This is a genomic window from Stenotrophomonas sp. (assembly GCF_031995405.1).
Taxonomy (GTDB): Bacteria; Pseudomonadota; Gammaproteobacteria; order Xanthomonadales; family Xanthomonadaceae; genus Stenotrophomonas.
Genome location: NZ_DAMAGC010000014.1, coordinates 38510 through 56236 on the forward strand (window position 1 = coordinate 38510; position 17727 = coordinate 56236).

General features: G+C 70.5%; 15 protein-coding genes. 10 read left to right on the top strand and 5 right to left on the bottom strand.

Going from position 1 to position 17727, the window contains the following annotated elements:
* The first annotated feature begins 46 nt into the window (after positions 1-46).
* From RTO53_RS04140 to RTO53_RS04160, 5 genes are read left to right on the top strand one after another with little or no spacing between them, the layout of a single operon-like run.
* On the top strand, positions 47-1030 hold the full coding sequence (locus RTO53_RS04140) for a MoxR family ATPase (RefSeq protein ID WP_312236612.1): 984 nt from the start codon (positions 47-49) through the stop codon (positions 1028-1030).
* Positions 1031-1038: 8 nt separating this feature from the next.
* Positions 1039-1935, top strand: coding sequence for a DUF58 domain-containing protein (locus RTO53_RS04145; protein ID WP_312236613.1), 897 nt, complete (start codon positions 1039-1041; stop codon positions 1933-1935).
* Positions 1936-1937: 2 nt separating this feature from the next.
* Positions 1938-3059: a BatA domain-containing protein gene (locus tag RTO53_RS04150; protein ID WP_312236626.1), complete on the top strand. Its 1122-nt coding sequence runs from the start codon at positions 1938-1940 to the stop codon at positions 3057-3059.
* Positions 3056-5218 (top strand): hypothetical protein, encoded by a 2163-nt coding sequence (locus RTO53_RS04155; RefSeq protein WP_312236614.1) that lies wholly within the window; start codon positions 3056-3058, stop codon positions 5216-5218. Before RTO53_RS04150 ends, RTO53_RS04155 begins: the two co-directional genes overlap by 4 nt.
* Positions 5215-7050, top strand: a complete 1836-nt coding sequence (locus RTO53_RS04160; protein WP_312236615.1) for a hypothetical protein — start codon at positions 5215-5217, stop codon at positions 7048-7050. Before RTO53_RS04155 ends, RTO53_RS04160 begins: the two co-directional genes overlap by 4 nt.
* 21 nt (positions 7051-7071) lie before the next feature.
* Here the strand turns inward: RTO53_RS04160 and RTO53_RS04165 are convergent, their stop codons facing one another.
* Both RTO53_RS04165 and RTO53_RS04170 read right to left on the bottom strand, forming a co-directional pair.
* Positions 7072-7548, bottom strand: a complete 477-nt coding sequence (locus tag RTO53_RS04165; protein WP_312236616.1) for a hypothetical protein — start codon at positions 7546-7548, stop codon at positions 7072-7074.
* An 86-nt stretch (positions 7549-7634) separates the two neighbouring features.
* Positions 7635-8321, bottom strand: coding sequence for a hypothetical protein (locus RTO53_RS04170; RefSeq protein ID WP_312236617.1), 687 nt, complete (start codon positions 8319-8321; stop codon positions 7635-7637).
* 96 nt (positions 8322-8417) lie between these two features.
* On the opposite strand from RTO53_RS04170, the gene RTO53_RS04175 reads away from it, so the two are divergent.
* The 4 genes from RTO53_RS04175 to RTO53_RS04190 all read left to right on the top strand — a co-directional run bounded on the left by RTO53_RS04175 (position 8418) and on the right by RTO53_RS04190 (position 12832).
* The gene (locus tag RTO53_RS04175; protein WP_312236618.1) at positions 8418-8717 is read left to right on the top strand and encodes a hypothetical protein; all 300 of its coding nucleotides are present in this window, start codon (positions 8418-8420) and stop codon (positions 8715-8717) included.
* Between the two features lie 103 nt (positions 8718-8820).
* Entirely contained in the window at positions 8821-11301 is a 2481-nt protein-coding gene (locus tag RTO53_RS04180; protein WP_312236619.1) for a DEAD/DEAH box helicase, read from the top strand.
* Entirely contained in the window at positions 11298-12419 is a 1122-nt protein-coding gene (locus tag RTO53_RS04185) for a ribonuclease H-like domain-containing protein (RefSeq protein ID WP_312236620.1), read from the top strand. The genes RTO53_RS04180 and RTO53_RS04185 overlap by 4 nt, the downstream gene beginning before the upstream one ends.
* A 92-nt stretch (positions 12420-12511) precedes the next feature.
* Positions 12512-12832, top strand: coding sequence for an I78 family peptidase inhibitor (locus tag RTO53_RS04190; protein ID WP_312236621.1), 321 nt, complete (start codon positions 12512-12514; stop codon positions 12830-12832).
* 48 nt (positions 12833-12880) lie between these two features.
* Here RTO53_RS04190 and RTO53_RS04195 read toward each other — a convergent pair whose 3' ends face one another.
* Both RTO53_RS04195 and RTO53_RS04200 read right to left on the bottom strand, forming a co-directional pair.
* The gene (locus RTO53_RS04195; protein ID WP_312236622.1) at positions 12881-14707 is read right to left on the bottom strand and encodes a M56 family metallopeptidase; all 1827 of its coding nucleotides are present in this window, start codon (positions 14705-14707) and stop codon (positions 12881-12883) included.
* 3 nt (positions 14708-14710) lie between these two features.
* Positions 14711-15097, bottom strand: a complete 387-nt coding sequence (locus tag RTO53_RS04200) for a BlaI/MecI/CopY family transcriptional regulator (RefSeq protein ID WP_038691382.1) — start codon at positions 15095-15097, stop codon at positions 14711-14713.
* A gap of 201 nt (positions 15098-15298) precedes the next feature.
* Here RTO53_RS04200 and RTO53_RS04205 point away from each other — a divergent pair, with 201 nt between their 5' ends.
* Complete coding sequence (locus RTO53_RS04205; protein ID WP_312236623.1) at positions 15299-16441, top strand: serine hydrolase domain-containing protein; 1143 nt, start codon at positions 15299-15301, stop codon at positions 16439-16441.
* On the opposite strand, the gene RTO53_RS04210 is transcribed toward RTO53_RS04205, so the two are convergent.
* Positions 16398-17507 carry an SDR family oxidoreductase gene (locus tag RTO53_RS04210; protein WP_312236624.1) on the bottom strand — a complete coding sequence of 370 codons (1110 nt, stop codon included), beginning with the start codon at positions 17505-17507 and terminating at the stop codon, positions 16398-16400. The two genes, RTO53_RS04205 and RTO53_RS04210, sit on opposite strands and share 44 nt — an antisense overlap.
* Positions 17508-17727: the final 220 nt, after the last annotated feature.

Consider the following 17727-nt stretch of genomic DNA (forward strand, 5'->3'; position numbering starts at 1 on the left):
TCCAGCCACGCATGGCGTGGCTCTACACCGATTCCGCGAGTGCCTTATGACGACCGACCGCCTTGATGCCCTTCTTCCCAAACTGCAGCAGTTGCGCACCGCGCTGGGCCAGGCCGTGGTCGGCCAGCATGCGGTGGTGGAACAACTGCTGATCGGGCTGCTGGCCGGTGGCCACTGCCTGCTCGAAGGCGCGCCGGGGCTGGGCAAGACGCTGCTGGTGCGCTCGCTGGGCCAGGCGCTGGAGCTGCAGTTCCGGCGCGTGCAGTTCACCCCGGACCTGATGCCCAGCGACATCCTCGGCACCGAGCTGCTGGAAGAAGACCATGGCACCGGGCACCGCCATTTCCGCTTCCAGCAGGGCCCGATCTTCACCCACCTGCTGCTGGCCGACGAACTCCACCGCACCCCGCCCAAGACCCAGGCCGCACTGCTCGAGGCGATGCAGGAGCGCACGGTCAGTTATGCCGGCACCACCTACACCCTGCCGGCGCCATTCTTCGTGCTGGCCACGCAGAACCCGATCGAACAGGCCGGCACCTACCCGCTGCCCGAGGCGCAGCTGGACCGCTTCCTGCTGCACGTGCGGGTGGATTACCCCACCGAGCAGGAAGAGCGCGACATCCTGCTGCAGACCACCGGCAGCGCCAGCGGCACGGTCCCCAGGGTGATGGATGCAGAAGACGTGCTGGCCCTGCAGGCCGCAGTACGCCAGGTGCACGTGAGCGATGACGTGCTCACCTGGATTACCCGCCTGGTGCGCGCCAGCCGACCGGGCCCGGCCGCACCGGAGGCGGTCAACCACTGGATCAAGTGGGGCGCCGGCCCGCGTGCCGGGCAATCGCTGGTGCTGGCGGCCAAGGCCCGCGCGCTGCTGCAGGGCCGCTTCGCCGCAACCCGCGAGGACGTGCAGGCGCTGGTCGCGCCGGTGATGCGCCATCGCCTGCTGCTGTCCTTCGCCGCCGAAGCCGAGCAGAAGGGCGCCGACGATGTGATCGCCGCGTTGCTGCAGGCCGTGCCGTTCCCGGCCTGAGCCCACGCATGACCCCGCACGCCCCGATCGCCATCCCCGCCGACGTGCGCAGCCGCCTGAAGGCGCTGCGCCTGCTGCCGCGGCGTGCGCGCGGTGCACATGGCATCGGCCAGCACGCCAGCCGCAGCCGCGGCGCCGGCCTGGAGTTCGCGCAGTACCGCGCCTACGAACCGGGCGACGCGCTGCGCCAGATCGACTGGAAACTCTACGCACGGTCGGACCGCTTCTTCGTGCGCGAGTCCGAGCGCGAAAGCCCGATCACCAGCTGGGTGCTGATCGATGCCAGTGCGTCGGCCGCCCAGCATGATCGCGCGCGGCCGCAGTGGTCGCGCCTGGACCAGGCCTGCGCCACCGCCGCCTGCCTGGTCGAACTGGCGCTGCAGCAGGGCGATCGCTTCGGGATGATCGCGGTCAACGGACGCGGCGTGCAGCTGGTGCCGGCCGGCAGTGGCCCGCGCCAACGCGACCGCGTGCACCTGCTGTTGCGCCAGCTGCAGGCGCAGGGCGGCTGGCCAGCGGTCGACACGCTGCGCCCGGTCTGGGAGCGCGTGCAGGCCGGCGACCTGCTGGTGGCGCTCGGCGATGGCTTCGACGAGGCCGGCATCGTGCTGCTGGAACGCCTGGCTGCCGCCCGTCGCGAAGTGCTGCAGTTGCAACTGCTGAGTGCCGACGAACGCGACTTCCCGTTCACCGACGGCCACCGCTTCCGCGATCCGGAAACCGGTGAAGAGCTGCTCGGAGATGGCCGTGCGATCCGCGCCGACTACCTGGCGCGCTTCGGCCAGGCACAGCACGCGCTGCAGGCGCGGCTGCATGCCAGTGGCATCGCGCACGCCGTGGGCTACATGGACCAGCCGCTGGACGCACCGCTGCGGCTGCTATTCGGCCCGGGCAGCGGCGCATGAGCCTGGCGCTGCTGTTCCCGCTGGGTCTGCTGGCGTTGGGCGCGTGGCTGGTGCCGCTGCTGGTGCACCTGGCCCGCCGTCATCAGTACGCGCCGTTGGATTTCGCCGCGCTGCGCTGGCTGCGCGCAAAGATACGGCCGCGGCAGCGCATCCGTTTCGACGAATGGCCGCTGCTGCTGGTGCGCCTGCTGTTGCTGGCCGCGCTGGCCCTGCTGCTGGCGCGACCGATGCTGCAGGGCAGTGCGCCCGATACCCGCGCGGTGATCGCCGTGGCGCCTGGACTGGATGCCGTCGCATTGCGCGCGCAGCAGCCCGACGCGGACTGGCGCTGGCTGGCGCCCGGTTTTGCGTCGATTGATACGCCGGCGCCGCGTGCCGCCCAGCCCCTGGCCAGCCTGCTCCGTGAACTGGACCAGCACCTGCCGGCCGGCGCACCGCTGACCGTCTACGTCCCCGACCCGATGCCAGGCGCGGATGCCCAGCGCCCGCGCCTGTCGCGCCCGGTGCAGTGGCGCCCCATCGCAGGCACGGTGCCGGCCGCGCCGGACGCGTCCGGCAGTGCGCCGCGACTGCGCCTTAGCGGAGCGGCCGATGCATCGGCCCGGCGCGTCCTCAATGCGGTGCAGCGCGCGTGGTCCGGCCAACCCCTGGCGACCGCCACGGACGCGGCGCCGATCGATGGTGAGATCGGCGTGTGGTTGTCCGCCGCGCCGTTGCCGCCAACGTGGCAGGCATGGTTGGAAAGTGGCGGCACGCTGCTGGTCACCCTGCCCGGAGCGCGCGCGGCTGCCGAAACGGTGGTGCTGCGCGATGCGCAGGGACAGGCGGCCATCAGCGAGCGCCGCGTCGGCAGCGGTCGGCTGTTGCGCTTGCACGCCGCGCTGGCCCCGTCTGCGTTGCCGATCCTGGAGGACCCGACCTTCCCGCGGCAGCTGCTCGCCCTTGCACGCCCCCCCGCCGCGCCGCAGTGGGTGGCCGCCACCGCACATGCACCGTTGACCGGTGCGCACGCACCCACACCGCACCCACTGGACCTCGCGCCGTGGCTGCTCGGCCTGATCGTGCTGCTGTTCGCGCTGGAACGCTGGCTGGCAACCTCGGCACGTCGCGGGGCGCAGGCATGAGCCCCCTGCTGCAGCGCAGCTGGCAGCGCGCGCGACGGCGCCAGTGGTGGGCCACGCTGCTGGTCGCGCTGCCGCTGGCGCTGGCCGCCACCGCGCTGGCCTTGCGCCTGGGCGGCTTCGACATCGCCACGATGGTGCTGCTGGTCACCCTGCTGGCCAGCGTGGCGCTCGCCACCTGGCGCACTCGCCAGCTGGACCGGCAGTGGCTGGTGCGCCGGCTCGATACCCATCGCGTCGTCCAGGACAGCGCGGACCTGCTGTTGGCCGATGCGGCCACGCTCAACCCGTTGCAGCAGCGCCAGCAGGCGCGGGTCACCGCCGCGCTGCAGGCGGCCCCACCCGAGCTGCGACCGCGCTGGCCACGGCGCTGGCTGGCGGTGACGTGGGTGCTGGGACTGGTGGTAATCGCACTGGCGTTGGGCTGGCCGCGCAGTGGCGGCGGCAGCGTGATGCCGTCCGTGTCAGCGCCAGCGGCCGCTACCGCGGCACTGCCGCCGCGCCTGCACTCCGCGCGCCTGGCGATCACGGCCCCGGCCTACACGGGCCAGCCAGCGCGCGTGCAGAGCACGCTGGATGCCAAGGTCGCGCAGGGCAGCCGGCTGCAGTGGTCGCTGCGCTTTTCCGCGCAACCCACACAGGTCGCCCTGCAGTTCCACGATGGCCGACGCATGGCGCTGGTACGCAACGGCGAGGAATGGACCGGCACCTGGAACGCCGACCGCGCCGCGCTGTACCGCGTGGTTACCGAACCGGCGCTGCGCGAACCGCGCCTGTACCGCCTGGATGTGCAGCCCGACCGGCCACCGAGCGTGCGCGTGATCGTCCCGGACCGTACGCTGGTGCTGGGCACGCCGGGACAGCGCCAGTGGGCCCTGCAGTTCGAGGCGAGCGACGACTACGGCGTCGCCGCCGATGCCCGGCTGAAGATCACCCTGGCCCAGGGCAGCGGCGAGAACATCACCTTCCGCGAGCAGACGCTGACGTTGTCGGGCAGTGGTGCACCGACGCTGCGCCGCTTCGCACGCACGCTGGACCTGGCCGCGCTCGGCGCGGCGCCGGGCAACGATCTGATCGCGCAGTTGCAGGTGCGCGACAACCACGTTCCCACGCCGCAGAGCGCGCAGAGCACCAGCCTGATCCTGCGCCTGCCCAGCGCCGAGCAGGTGCAGGGGGCCGAACTGGAGGGCATGGTCAAGAAGACCCTGCCGGCGTACTTCCGCAGCCAGCGCCAGATCATCATCGACGCCGAAGCGCTGATCCAACTGCGCCGGCAGTTGCCCCCGGAAGAATTCATCAAGCGCGCCGACGCGATCGGCGTGGACCAGCGCATCCTGCGCCTGCGCTACGGCCAGTTCCTGGGCGAGGAGAGCGAAGGCGGTGCGAAGGCGCTGCCCACGAGTGATGCGCTGCCGACCAGCGATGCACCGGCCGATCACGATCACGATGGCGACAAGGCCGGTGGCGACGATCACGCCCAGACCGGCCAGGACGCACATGACCACGGCGGCGCCCAGAGCGGTAGCCCGCCGGTGTTCGGCAGTGCCACCGATGTGCTGTCCGAGTATGGCCACACCCATGATCACGCCGAAGCCGCCACCCTGCTCGACCCACAGACCCGTGCCACCCTGAAAGCCGCGCTGGACCAGATGTGGTCTTCCGAAGGCGAGCTGCGCCAGGGCCGTCCGGAGGCCGCGCTGCCCTATGCCAACAAGGCGCTGGCTTTCATCAAGCAGGTCCAGCAGGCCGAGCGCATCTACCTGGCGCGGGTCGGCCCGGAACTGCCGCCGATCGACGAAGGCCGACGCATGCGCGGCGACCGCGCCGATCTCGCCAGCCGCACGCTGCCGATCCGTGCACTGGACGCACCGGATAGCGCCATCGTGGCGGTATGGCAGCAACTGGGCGCGACCGACGCCGTGCCCGATCTGGACGCACTGACCCACTGGCTGCGCCGCAATGAAGCGCGCCTGCCCGACCCGCTCAGCCTGGCAGCGGCGATCGAAGAACTGCGCATCGCCCCGGACTGCAGCGCCTGCCGGCAGACCCTGCGTGCGCAGCTGTGGCGCGCATTGCTGCGCCCATCGCCGCAGGTGCTGCGGCGTGCCGCGCCGGATCGGATGGGGCAGTCGTACCTGGATGCCCTGGAGGGCGCGCGATGATCGAGCCACGCTGGATCGCACTGGCCTTGGTGGCCATCACGCTGATCGGCAGCGCGCGCCTGCTCTGGCAGCAGCGACGCGGCCCACGTCGCAACGCGCTGCACCTGGCCGCGTTGCTGGTGCTGCAGATCGCTGTCAGTGTCCTGCTGTACGTCACCCTGGTACCGCCGCTTACGCAGGCGCGCGCCGACCAGCTGACCGTGCTGACTGCCGGTGCGGACAAGGTGCAGTGGTCAGCTGCCAGCGGCGACACCGTCGTCGCCCTGCCGGAAGCCGCGCGATCCACCGCGACCGCCGTCCCCGACCTCGCCACCGCGCTGCGCCTGCATCCGGGCACGCGGTCGCTGCGCGTGATCGGCGATGGCCTGCCGGCGCGCGACCGCGACATCACCCTGCCCGGCCAGGTGCACCTGCTGCAGCCGCCGCCACCGCGCGGCTGGAGTGCGTTGCAGGCGCCCCCCATCACCACGCCGGGCAGCGTGTTCCAGCTGCATGCGCGTGCACAGGGGGTGCCCGATGCCAGCGCCGAACTGCTCGATCCGGCCGGGGTCGTGGTCGATCGTGGCACGCTCGGCAGCGACGGCAGTGTCGTTCTGGAGGGCGTGGCGCGGGCCAGCGGCCGCGTCATCTTCAACCTGCGCCTGCTCGATGCCAACCGCCATGCGGTGGACAGCGTGCCGGTGCCGGTGCAGACGCTCGACCAACCTGCACCCCGCGTGCTGATCCTCGCCGGCGCACCCGGCCCGGAACTGAAATACCTGCGCCGCTGGGCGGTGGATACCGGGCTGGACGTGCAGGCCCAGGCCAGTGCCGGCGGCGGCGTCTCGCTCGGCGATGCTCCCGTCGCGCTCACCGCCGCGCGGCTGGCGGCCACCGACGTGCTGATCCTCGATGAACGCAGCCTCCTCACCCTCGGCGTCGGCCAGCGCAGCACCGTGCAGCAGGCGCTGCGCGAGGGCCTGGGCGTGCTGGTGCGCACCGGCGGGCCGCTTGGCGACGGTGCACGCCAGGTGTTGCGTGGATGGGGCCTGCCCGTAACCGGCAACAACCAAGGCACGCCGCTGCAGCTGACCGCCGATGCCGATGCAGCGCTGCTGCAGGCACGTCGCGGCCCGCAGCGACCGGCGACGCAGGCAACGACCTACATCGATGAGGCCGATACCGCCTCGCATGCTGCCGCCGTGCCGGTGCTGGAGCAGTTCCCGCTGCGCGCCACCGACGCCACCGCGCTGCTGCGCGACGCCAAGGGCCAAGCGGTCGGCGGCTGGCGCAGCGTGGGCAAGGGTCGCCTGGCGCTGCTGCCGGTCAGCGACAGCTACCGGCTGGTGCTGTCCGGGCGCGACGACCGCCATGCCGAACTGTGGAGCGGTGTACTGGCCAGCGTGGCGCGACCGCTGCCGAATGCTGCCCACGTGCGTATCGATACGCCCACGCCGTGGGCGGGCGAACGGGTGGTGCTATGCAATGTGGCCGCCGAAACCCAGGTGCGCAGTCCGGCAGGCGTCGCGGTACCGCTGCGTGTCGACCCGGCCAGCGGCACCGGGCGCTGCGCCGGCTACTGGCCGCAGCAGGCCGGCTGGCACCCGCTGCAGCAGGGCGACCTCGCGCAGGCGTTCTACGTGTTCGATCCAGCCAGCGCGCCGGCGCTGTACCGCCAGCAGCAACGCGAAGCAAATGCCCTGCTGGTGCGCGATGCATCGGGCAGTGCGGTATCGGGCACGGTGGATGCCCCCGGCGCGCGCTGGCCCTGGCTGCTGGCGTTCGTGCTGGTGGCCGGGCTGCTGTGGTGGCTGGAGCGCTGGCGACCGCGTACGGTTTCGCCTACTCCCTGATCTGCCTGGCGCGCGAACCGGCTATCGCCCCGCCGGCACCACGCAATCCTCCTGCTGCGCACAGAATTCCTGCGCGCGGCGTTGCTGCTCGGCACTCAACTCCGGTGGCGGGCGGGCCACGGCGGACTGGATCTGGTCCGGGCCACCGGTGAGCTTGTGCAGGCCCTGCGCGGCCTTTCCCAGCCCGTAGTTGATGCCCATCATCAGGTAGCCGCCGCTCATGCTGACCTGCTCAGGTGAGGGCGGTTCACTCCAGGAGCGGCTGAAGCGGTTGGATTCCAGCTTTACCGGACTCTTGTAGCGGTACAGGTCCAGCGGCTGATCGTCCTCGGGCTTGAGCGCGCGCACTTCGCCCAGCGTGGTGACCTGCGACGGCGTCTCCGTCGGCGGCGGCACGGCCGGCGCCGGCGGTGGTTCCAGCTGCTGCGCGTGCGCGCTGCCGGCGACCAGCAGGCCGGCCAGTGCTACCGCTTGATATCCACTCAGTGCCACCGCCATGTCCCTGCCCGTTGCGTGCTGCGGCCAAGCATACGGAGCCGGGTGTCAGATTTCGTGGAGGCGCTGCGGCTGCGGTTCAGCTGCGCTCAACGGCGGCCCTTGTCGCGGCGGTAGACCCCGTTGAAGCGCACGTTCATGCCGCCGCACTCGCTGTTGTCGGTGACGATCAGGTAGTCGCCCAGCCAACGCGCCCGCAAGGTGCATGACGCGTCGTCCTTGTCGATGGCCTCCAGCACCGCGCCGACCGGGCGCGCCACGGCATCGATCTGGCCCAGGTTCGGGCCGTAGGGCCGTTGCGCGGTCGGCTTGGCCGACGGCCAGAAGGCTTCACCGGTGAGCACCAGCTGACCATCCTGCACCACCAGATCCAGCGTGTTGTCGCCATCGTGCCAGTGCCCGGCCCAGTCGCGTAGCGTCGGTGCGGCGCGGGCCGGCAGCGGCTGCAGGCGCCGCACATCGACCCAGCCGGCGCTGCCGCCGACATTGTTGGGGAAGAACCCACAGCGGTAGCCGCCCAGCGTGCGCCCGGTGATCAGCGTATCGCCGCCGACCACGTAGCTGCGCTGGCGGCAAGCCGGCTCGCCCTTGGCCGGGCAGCCATCGAGGTCGCCGAGCAGGTACAGCCGGGTGTCGCCGCTCACCGTGGCCAGGGCGAAGTCGCTCTGTTCGGCGGGGAAGGCACCGTTGCGGCAGGTGCCGTCAGTGGCGGCGTCGAGCGCCAGCGCGGTGCCGGGCAGGGTGGACAGGGCAATGAGAAAAAGCAGACGCATCATGCGCGGACAGGCTCCGGTGAAAGGGTGGGCAGGCAGCGATCCTGTTCGAGCGCGTGCTGCGGGTGCCTATACTGCGACTTTCCAGGAGGATCGCCCATGTCGCGTGTCGTAATGATGGTAGCCATGGCGCTGGTGTCCAGCGCGTCGATGTTGCATAGCCCTGCCGCGTGGGCGGTGTCGGGCCCGAGCAACCTCAGCAGCAGCCGCTACCCGGCGCCGCGCTGCGAACCGCCCCGCAAGAGTTCGGGCAACTCGCCGTCGGACCAGAGCCGCTACCAGCGCGAGGTCAAGGAACACTTCCGCTGCGTGGAGAAATACGTCGACGCCGGGCAGAACGACATCAAGCGCATCCAGGAATCCATCGATGCCGCGGTGAAGGGCGCCAAACGCTACTGATCCGACCGCCGCGGCGCTGAATCATTCACGCGCCGCCGCCGCGATGTCTCAAGCATTGAGACCGGTCTGTGATTCCATAGCGTCCTTTGCAGACCGTTGCCCCATGGCCTACGAACTCGCCAAGCGCACCGAAGACGCCGAGCGCCGCCTGTCCACCACCGATGGCCTGCCCTCGCGCAACGGCGCGCTGCTCACTGCACGCCTGCAGCAGCGCTATGCCGACCGCATCACCGGCAGCTTCACGATACCCGGCCGCGACGGCCGGTATGCGCCGATTCCCGCCGATGTGCCGGCCGCGTTGACCGCCGCGCTGAAGGCGCGCGGCATCGAGCAGCTCTACAGCCACCAGGCCGAGGCGTGGGAGGCGTCCCAGCGCGGTGAACACGTGGCCATCGTCACCCCCACCGCCAGCGGCAAGTCGCTGTGCTACACCCTGCCGGTGGTGAGCGCGGCGATGCAGGGCAAGGCCAAGGCGCTGTACCTGTTCCCGACCAAGGCGCTGGCCCAGGACCAGGTGGCTGAGCTGCTCGAGCTCAACCGCGCCGGCGACCTGGGGGTGAAGGCCTTCACCTTCGACGGCGATACCCCCGGCGATGCGCGCCAGGCGATCCGCCTGCACGGCGACATCGTGGTCTCCAACCCGGACATGCTGCACCAGGCGATCCTGCCGCATCACACCAAGTGGGCGCAGTTCTTCGAGAACCTGCGCTACGTGGTGATCGACGAAGTGCACACCTACCGCGGCGTGTTTGGCAGCCATGTCACCAACGTGCTGCGCCGGCTCAAGCGGATCTGCGCGTTCTACGGGGTGGAGCCGCAGTTCATCCTGTGCTCGGCCACCATCGGCAACCCGCAGGCACATGCGCAGGCGCTGATCGAAGCGCCGGTCACCGCCATCACCGAATCCGGCGCGCCCAGCGGGCCCAAGCACGTGCTGCTGTGGAACCCGCCGGTGGTCAACGCCGACCTCGGCCTGCGCGCCTCGGCCCGTTCGCAGAGCAACCGCATTGCCCGCATCGCGATCAAGTCCGGGCTGAAAACGCTGATCTTCGCGCAGAGCCGGCTGATGGTCGAAGTGCTCACCAAGTACCTCAAGGACATCTTCGACCACGACCCGCGCAAGCCCGCGCGGATCCGCGCCTACCGCGGCGGCTACCTGCCCACCGAGCGCCGCGAGACCGAGCGCGCCATGCGCGCCGGGCTGATCGACGGCATCGTCAGCACCTCGGCGCTGGAGCTGGGCGTGGATATCGGCAGCTTGGACGTGGTCGTGCTGAACGGCTATCCGGGCAGCGTGGCGGCCACCTGGCAGCGCTTCGGCCGCGCCGGGCGTCGCCAGCAGCCCGCGCTGGGGGTGATGGTGGCCAGCTCGCAACCGCTGGACCAGTACGTGGTGCGCCATCCGGACTTCTTCGCCGAGGCCTCGCCCGAACACGCGCGCATCGCCCCGGACCAGCCGCTGATCCTGTTCGACCACATCCGCTGCGCGGCCTTCGAGCTGCCGTTCCTGGCCGGCGACCCGTTCGGCCCGATCGATCCGCTGGTGTTCCTGGAGGCGCTGGCCGAAACCGAGGTGATCCACCGCGAAGGCGACCGCTGGGAGTGGATCGCCGACAGCTACCCGGCCAACGCGGTCAGCCTGCGCTCGGTGGCCGATGGCAACTTCGTGGTGGTAGACCGCAGCGACGGCAAGCAGCAGATCATCGCCGAGGTCGACTATTCCGCCGCCGCGCTGACGTTGTACGAGGGCGCCATCCACATGGTGCAGTCCACCCCCTACCAGGTGGAGCGGCTGGACTGGGAAGGCCGCAAGGCCTACGTCACCCGCACCCACGTTGACTACTACACCGACAGCATCGACTTCACCAAGCTCAAGGTGCTCGATCGCTTCGACGGCTGCATCGCCGGCCGGGGCGATTCCCACCACGGCGAAGTGCATGTGGTGCGGCGCGTGGCCGGCTACAAGAAAATCCGCTATTACACCCACGAGAACATCGGCTACGGCCCGGTCAACCTGCCCGACCAGGAACTGCACACCACGGCGGTGTGGTGGCAGTTGCCGCAGGCGTTGCTGCTGACCGCGTTCGACAGCAAGCAGGAAGCGCTGGATGGCTTCCTCGGTGCGGCCTACGCGCTGCACATCGTTGCCACCGTGGCGGTGATGGCCGACGCGCGCGACCTGCAGAAGGCCGTGGGCAACGGCGACGGCGCGTGGTTCGCGGTGGCCGACCAGAGTGGCCGTGGCCAGCTGCGCGGCGCCGAATTCGATGCCAGCCCGATCGAGCTGCAGCAGCAGTTCGTGCCCACCGTGTACCTGTACGACAACTTCCCCGGCGGCGTCGGCCTGAGCGAACCGCTGTGGCTGCGCCAGGCCGAACTGCTGCAGCGCGCGCGCGAACTGGTGCAGCGCTGCGACTGCAAGGCCGGCTGCCCGGCCTGCGTCGGCCCGGTGCTGGCCGGCCAGGAAGACGATGCCACCACGCCCCGGGCGCTGGCGCTGAAGGTGCTGGACCTGTTCGACGACCACGCATCGCCCAGCGCCGCCGAGCGCGAGCGCTACACCGCCGAGGTGGTGCCGCAGTGAGCCTGAGCCTGGACAAGCTGCGCCTGCTGCGCCGGCAGGCCGGCGACGCCACGCCGGCGCCGATCGATGGTCGGGTGGCGGCCAACGGTGAACCGCTTGCGGAAGGCGGCGACGCGTCGGTCGCTGCCGACCGTGCATCGGTACATCCCGGACAACCGGACGGGTCCCTCCCCGCCGCCGCCAACGACGCCCACGCGCGCAAACCCGCGCCGGCCTCCGTCTTTGCCTGGGTCGAGCAGGAAATCCGCCACAAACCCACCGGTGAGGCCGCGCCGGTCCCGGCAGCGAAGGCGCCCGCGCCCGCCCTGCGCAAACCCGACGTTGGCGGCCTGCATCGCCTGCTCGGCCTGCGCGGGCGCGCCGCGCCCGCAGCCACCGCTGCCAAACCGCGCGCAAACGCACAGGACCGCCACATCCCCGGCGAGGAAATCGCGCCGGGCCTGTTCCTGATCGAATCGTTCCTGCCCCAACCCATACCCACCGGGGCGTTGTCGCTGGCGTTCGCCAGACGCGAGGGCGAACAGGTGCAGCCTCAGGACCTGATGTTCTTCGACACCGAGACCACCGGCCTGGCCGGCGGCACCGGCACCCGCGCCTTCATGATCGGCGCGGCCGACTGGCACGCCCATCCCGGACAGGGCGACGGCCTGCGCATCCGCCAGCTGCTGATGACCACCATGGCCGCCGAAACCGCGATGCTGCGCGAGTTCGCCGGCTGGCTGCAGCCCAGCACCGTGTTCTCCAGCTACAACGGCCGCTGCTACGACGCCCCGTTGCTGAAGACCCGCTACCGCCTGGCCCGGCAACGCTGCCCGATCACCCCGCTGGACCACGTGGACCTGCTGTTCCCTACCCGTCGCCGCTATCGCGGCACCTGGGAGAACTGCCGCCTGGCCACCATCGAACGCCAGCTGCTGCAGATCGTCCGCGAAGACGACCTGCCCGGCTCCGAAGCACCTGCGGCGTGGTTGAACTACCTGCGTGGCGGCAGCGCGGTGAACCTGCGGCGCGTGGCCGACCACAACCACCAGGACGTGGTCACCCTGTCGCTGCTGATGCTGCGGCTGGTCGCCGAAGAACAGCGCGAGCGGGAGACCTTGGCGTTGCAGGGTGGGTGAGACGGTAGCGGGCCATCGAGGGTGCTTTTGACACCGCATGAAGCAGCGGCCCATCACACTGCCCGCTACTTACCGCCCGTGAGGAACGCCGCATGCGTATGACACTCCTGCTTGCCCTTGGCTGTGCCCTGCCCCTGGCCGCCTGCAGCCAACCTCCGAAGAGCAACGCGCCGACCTCCGAACCGATGGCCGCCGGCGCCGACAGCGCCAGCCGCTGCGATGCCGAGAAGTTGACCGGACTGGTCGGGCAGACCGCCAGCGAGGCGGTGATCAGCAAAGCGGTGAAGGACAGCGGCGCGCGCCATGCGCGCGTGCTCAAGCCGGGCATGGCGATGACCATGGACTTCCGCGAAGACCGCCTCAGCATCGAGGTGGACGAACAGAACAGGATCGTGCGCGCCAACTGCGGTTGAAGTGGCCATGCTGCCTGCGCACGGCAGGCAGCATGATGCCCGCCGTGCTCACTCGCCCATACGCTGTGCCTTGCCGCTGGACAGGGCCTGGTCGATGACGAGGCGGACTTCGCGCACCGCACGCGCCGACGCCACCGCCTGCTGCTGCGCCAGCTTTGCCTGTTGCCTGCCGAATTCGGCCTGCTGCTGCGCCGCGCTTGCCATCTGACGGGCGTCGAGCGCCCGGCCCGCGTCGATGCGTGCCTGACGTGCGGCGCGGCCAGCGGCGCGGGCCCCCTCGACGTTGGCCTCACGAGCGGCCTGGTTGGCCACTTCGGCCACATCCACCGACGCCGTCGCATCGGCGGCGACCTGGAACGACACCTTGGCCATGTGTTCACCGATGTCCGCCTGGAGATCGCCCAACGTGGCCTGCGCATTGCCCAGCGCGGCTACCTCGGCCTGGGTACGGACCAGTTGCTTGAGCACGGCCGGATCGCGGATCAGGTAGCGCGTCTGACCACGACGTACCCACAGCGCGGGTTCGCTGTTGCCCGCATCGCGCCGCGCCTGCTTGAGGTCGGCGAGCGAGGCGTTGACCAGGTTGTCGCCGTTGCTCATCAGCACGAAGGCTTGCCCCGGTTGCTGTGAGAGGTTGAGCTGGCCGTGGGTGACGAACGAGGTGTCCGTGTTCAGGGCCTGCGGCGGCTGCGGTGCCTGCGGTGCCGCTGGCGCGGTCGGTGCTGCCGGAGCATGCGGCGCAGGCAAGGGCCGCGGCGCGGGCATCGGCCTGGGCGCCGGCGCAGGGGTCGGCGCCTCCATCGGCTCCGGCGCGGGCAACGGCTCGGGTGGCGTGGGCAGGCGCGGCGCAACCGGGGCGGGCGGCGGCGGCGGCGCGACCGCCGCGACCAGGCGCAGCGGCGCCACGCCGACCAACACGAACACCGCCGTGATCGCCAGCGCCGCCACGCGCGGGAACCGGCGGGTCTGCTGCAGGCTGAGCAGGCGCCGCTTGAGGCTGCGGAAGTTCGGCGAAGCACTGGCCACGCCTACCGCCGGACGCGGCGCCACGCCCAGCTGCACCAGCAGCCGACCGTACTCGTGGCGGCAGTGTCCGTGTCCGGCCACCACCGCCCCATCGCAGGCTTCCTCACGGGCCAATGCGTATTCGCGGGCGGCCAGGTGCACCAGCGGATGGAAGAAGAACACGTGCTGCGCCAGTGCCGGCAGCAGGCCCCACCACAGGTCGCGACGCTGCAGATGGATCAGCTCATGGGTCAGCGCCATGTCCAGGTCATCGGCGCCCATCGTCGGCAGTTCGCGGGCGGGCAGCAGCAGCACCGGGCGCCACGGCCCGATCAGCTGCGGCGAACGGATCTGCGCGGAGAGCTTCAGCGTCGGCGCGCGGCGCAGGCCATGCGCTTCAGCCGCCAGTTGCAGCGCCTGCTGCAGCGTGGCATCGGTGCATTCGGCGGCGTCGCGCACCAGTGCGCGGCTGTGGCGATACCCGCGCAGGCTGTGCAACAGCAGCACCAGCACACCGGCCGCCCACACCGCCAGCAGCAGTGCCGGCCACGACCACAGCGCCGAGGCCGGTGCGGCCATCGCAACCGTCTCCAGTGCGGCAGGCGCCACGAGTGCGGCATCCATGGCCGGCAGCGCGACCACCTGCGTGGTCTGCGTTGCGGGCGCCGGCAACACCGCCAACTCCAGCGGACTGCTCCAGACCAGGCCCAGCACGGCCTGTGCGGCCACCAGCCACCACAGGCGCACGCACGTTGCGGCCGGCAGGCCCGGCAGCAGCCGGCACACGCCCCAGACCAAGCCCACCAGCACCGCGCTCTGCACGCTGGTCCAGCCCAGCCGTGCCAGCAGTTCCATCATCAGCGTGTCCATGGCTCAGCCCTCCCGCTTGCGTGATTGCAACTGCGCCACCAAGGCTTCCAGCTCGGCCAGCTCCTGGTCGCTGACCTCGGCCTTGTGCGACATGAAGGCCACGAAGGGCGACACCGAGCCCTGCAGGGTCTTCTCAACGAAGCTGGCCACCGCGCCCTGCACCACGCTGTCCTGGCCACTGGTGGCGGCATAGCGGTACACGCCCTGCACCTGCTTGCGCTGCAGGTAGGCCTTGCCGCGCAGGCGCTCCATCATGGTCAGCACGGTCGAACGGGCCAGGCCACGTTCCTCGCCAAACCCGGCCGCCACCTCACCCACGGTGGCGCCGCCCTGTTCTGCCACGTACTGCAACAGGGCCAGCTCCTGGTCCCCGATGGTCTTGCCGCGCATGACGCTCTCCGATGACTACACGTGTCGCCACGGTGCCAGTGACTACAACTGTCGTCAAGTGTCGGAGGGCGTGTGCCGACGAACGGTCGCCAGCGCGCCGATTAAACCTTCTCGTCCGCCGCCGCATCCAAGCCTGCGAGCCCGGACTGTCCCCGCTCCACCGGCGCCCGACGCCCGGTGCACCCGCCCAAGGAAAGCTGCATGCGTTTCCGCACCCTCCGCGCCACCGTCCTCGCCGCACTCGTCGTGCCCCTGACGTGCTTCGCCGCCCCGTCCACCGGCTGGGACCCGGCCAACGCGAAAACCCGCCAGTTCGTCCAGGAAACGATGCAGACCAGGCGCATCCCCGGCCTGCAGATCGCGGTGGTCAAGGATGACCAGCTGGTGCTGTCGGAGGCCTACGGCGTGGCCAATGTCGAGAATGCCGTCGCCACCACGCGCGATACGCGTTTCCCGCTCAACTCGGCCACCAAGTCCTTCACCGGGGTGGCGATGGCCCAGCTCGCCCAGGCCGGTCGCGTCGACCTGCAGGCACCCGTGTCGCGCTACCTCGATGATCTGCCGCCGGCGTGGGGCAAGGTGCGGGTACGCCAGCTGCTCGCGCATACCTCCGGCCTGCCGGACATCCTCGATGCGCAGGGCCTGCTCGGCGGCGGTACCGAACAGGAGGCCTGGAAGCAGGTCACCGCCCTGCCGGTGGAGGCCGCGCCCGGCGAGCGCCACCGCTACAACCAGACCAACTACGTGCTGCTGGCGCGGATCATCGCCAGACAATCGGGCATGCCGTACGCGCAGTACATGGCCACGCATCAGTTCAACGTGGTGGGCATGCCGCGCACCACCTTCGGCGACAGCTACGACCTGGTCGCCAATGCCGCCACCATCTACAGCTGGTTCCCGCGCAGGACCGACGCGCCCGATGCGCCGGCGCGCCTGTCGCACTGGTTCTACGACCTGTCACCCGGCCTGTGGGCCGGCGCCGGCATGCTCACCACCGCCGACGAAGTGGGCCGATGGATGATCGCGTTGTCCAAGGGCCAACTGCTGAAGAAGGCCGGTGTGCGCCGGATGTGGGCACCGGAGGTGCTGAACAACGGTAGCCCCGGCGCTTGGTCGGCCGGCTGGCCGATCATGGGCACGGCACCGGACCAGCAGGTGGGCGGCATGGGTGGCGCGCGTGCGGCATTCATCGTGTATCCCGAACGCCGGCTGGCGGTGATCGTGCTGACCAACCTGGTCGGGGCCAACCCGCAGGAGTTCATCGACCCGATCGCCGCCTTCTACACCGATCCGGCCATGCTCAACCGCGCGGACCGCCCATCACCGGCAGGATCACCCCGCTGATGTAGCTGGCAGTGATTGGCGAGGCCAGGAAGACGTACGCCGGAGACAGCTCCTCCGGCTGCGCCGGGCGGCCCATGTCGCTGTCCTTGCCGAATTCAGCGACATCGTCGGGCTTCTTGTCGGCCGGGTTGAGCGGCGTCCACACCGGCCCCGGCGCCACCGCGTTGACCCGGATGCCGCGCGGCAGCAACTGGCTGGCCAGCGCCTTGGTAAACGCATGGATGGCGCCCTTGGTGGCCGAATAGTCGATCAGTGCCTTGCTGCCGAACAGCCCGGTTTCCGAACCGGTATTGATGATGCAGTCGCCTTCCTGCAGGTGCGGCAGCACGGCGCGCGCCATCTGGATGTAACCGCCGATGTTGGTCTGCAGCGTCTCCTGCAGATGCGCATCTTCCAGGTCTTCCAGGCGCTCGCAGTGCAGCTGGAACGCCGCGTTGTTGACCAGGATGTCGATCCCGCCAAAGGCCTTGGCGACCTGCTTGACCGCCTTGTTGCAGAACGCCGGATCACGCACGTCGCCGGCGATCACCACGCAGCGGCCGCCCTCGGCCTCCACGTGCTGGCGGGTCACCTTGGCATCGGCCGCTTCGTCCAGGTGCAGCACGGCTACGTCGGCGCCCTCGCGGGCGAACAGCACCGCCACCGCGCGGCCGATGCCCGAGTCGGCGCCGGTGATGATCGCGCGCTTGCCTTTCAGCTTGCCGCTGCCCCGGTAATCCGGCGCCAGGAAGCGCGGTGCCAGCTGCAGTTCGTGCTCGTTGCCGGGCTTGGAGAGCTGCTGCGCCGGCATCGTCTCCGGTTGCTTGCGGGGTCCGGCCTGGGTGGCTTTTTTGGTGGCTTTTTTCGCCGCGACCTTCTTCGCCGCCTGCTTGGCAACGCGCGCATCCTTGGCCTTCTCCTGGTCCTGCAGGCGACGCTGGCGCGCGGCCACGCGGGCGGCGCGGGGATCCTTCGCGGCGGCCTTGCGGGTGGCCGTCTTCACTACCGGCGTGCGTTCGGTCTGCGGCGTGGCGGCCTTTTCGGCGGCGGCGGAAGCGGGGCGTTTGCGGGTCGTGCGGGTGGCCATCGGTGGCTCCTTTGCGAAAGCGTTCAAGTGCACAGGCAGTGTGGCCAACCCCGCGGCCACGCAAAGTGAGCGCGATGTGGGCGCGCCGTGCAGGCTTCATCCGCTGCATACGCGTGCAGCGGCACGCTGCAGTCCGGAAAACCTGCCGGAGTCACCCCATGTACCGCACCCTCATCGCCGCCGCCGCCCTCGCCACCCTGTCTGCCTGCATCAGTACCCC

Coding starts and splice junctions, on each gene's coding strand:
- RTO53_RS04180 (WP_312236619.1), top strand. CDS start 8,821: ATGGCCTACGAACTCGCCAAGCGCACCGAAGACGCCGAGCGCCGCCTG.
- RTO53_RS04205 (WP_312236623.1), top strand. CDS start 15,299: ATGCGTTTCCGCACCCTCCGCGCCACCGTCCTCGCCGCACTCGTCGTG.
- RTO53_RS04175 (WP_312236618.1), top strand. CDS start 8,418: ATGTCGCGTGTCGTAATGATGGTAGCCATGGCGCTGGTGTCCAGCGCG.
- RTO53_RS04190 (WP_312236621.1), top strand. CDS start 12,512: ATGCGTATGACACTCCTGCTTGCCCTTGGCTGTGCCCTGCCCCTGGCC.
- RTO53_RS04155 (WP_312236614.1), top strand. CDS start 3,056: ATGAGCCCCCTGCTGCAGCGCAGCTGGCAGCGCGCGCGACGGCGCCAG.
- RTO53_RS04195 (WP_312236622.1), bottom strand. CDS start 14,707: ATGGACACGCTGATGATGGAACTGCTGGCACGGCTGGGCTGGACCAGC.
- RTO53_RS04170 (WP_312236617.1), bottom strand. CDS start 8,321: ATGATGCGTCTGCTTTTTCTCATTGCCCTGTCCACCCTGCCCGGCACC.
- RTO53_RS04140 (WP_312236612.1), top strand. CDS start 47: ATGACGACCGACCGCCTTGATGCCCTTCTTCCCAAACTGCAGCAGTTG.
- RTO53_RS04200 (WP_038691382.1), bottom strand. CDS start 15,097: ATGCGCGGCAAGACCATCGGGGACCAGGAGCTGGCCCTGTTGCAGTAC.
- RTO53_RS04160 (WP_312236615.1), top strand. CDS start 5,215: ATGATCGAGCCACGCTGGATCGCACTGGCCTTGGTGGCCATCACGCTG.
- RTO53_RS04210 (WP_312236624.1), bottom strand. CDS start 17,507: ATGGCCACCCGCACGACCCGCAAACGCCCCGCTTCCGCCGCCGCCGAA.
- RTO53_RS04165 (WP_312236616.1), bottom strand. CDS start 7,548: ATGGCGGTGGCACTGAGTGGATATCAAGCGGTAGCACTGGCCGGCCTG.
- RTO53_RS04145 (WP_312236613.1), top strand. CDS start 1,039: ATGACCCCGCACGCCCCGATCGCCATCCCCGCCGACGTGCGCAGCCGC.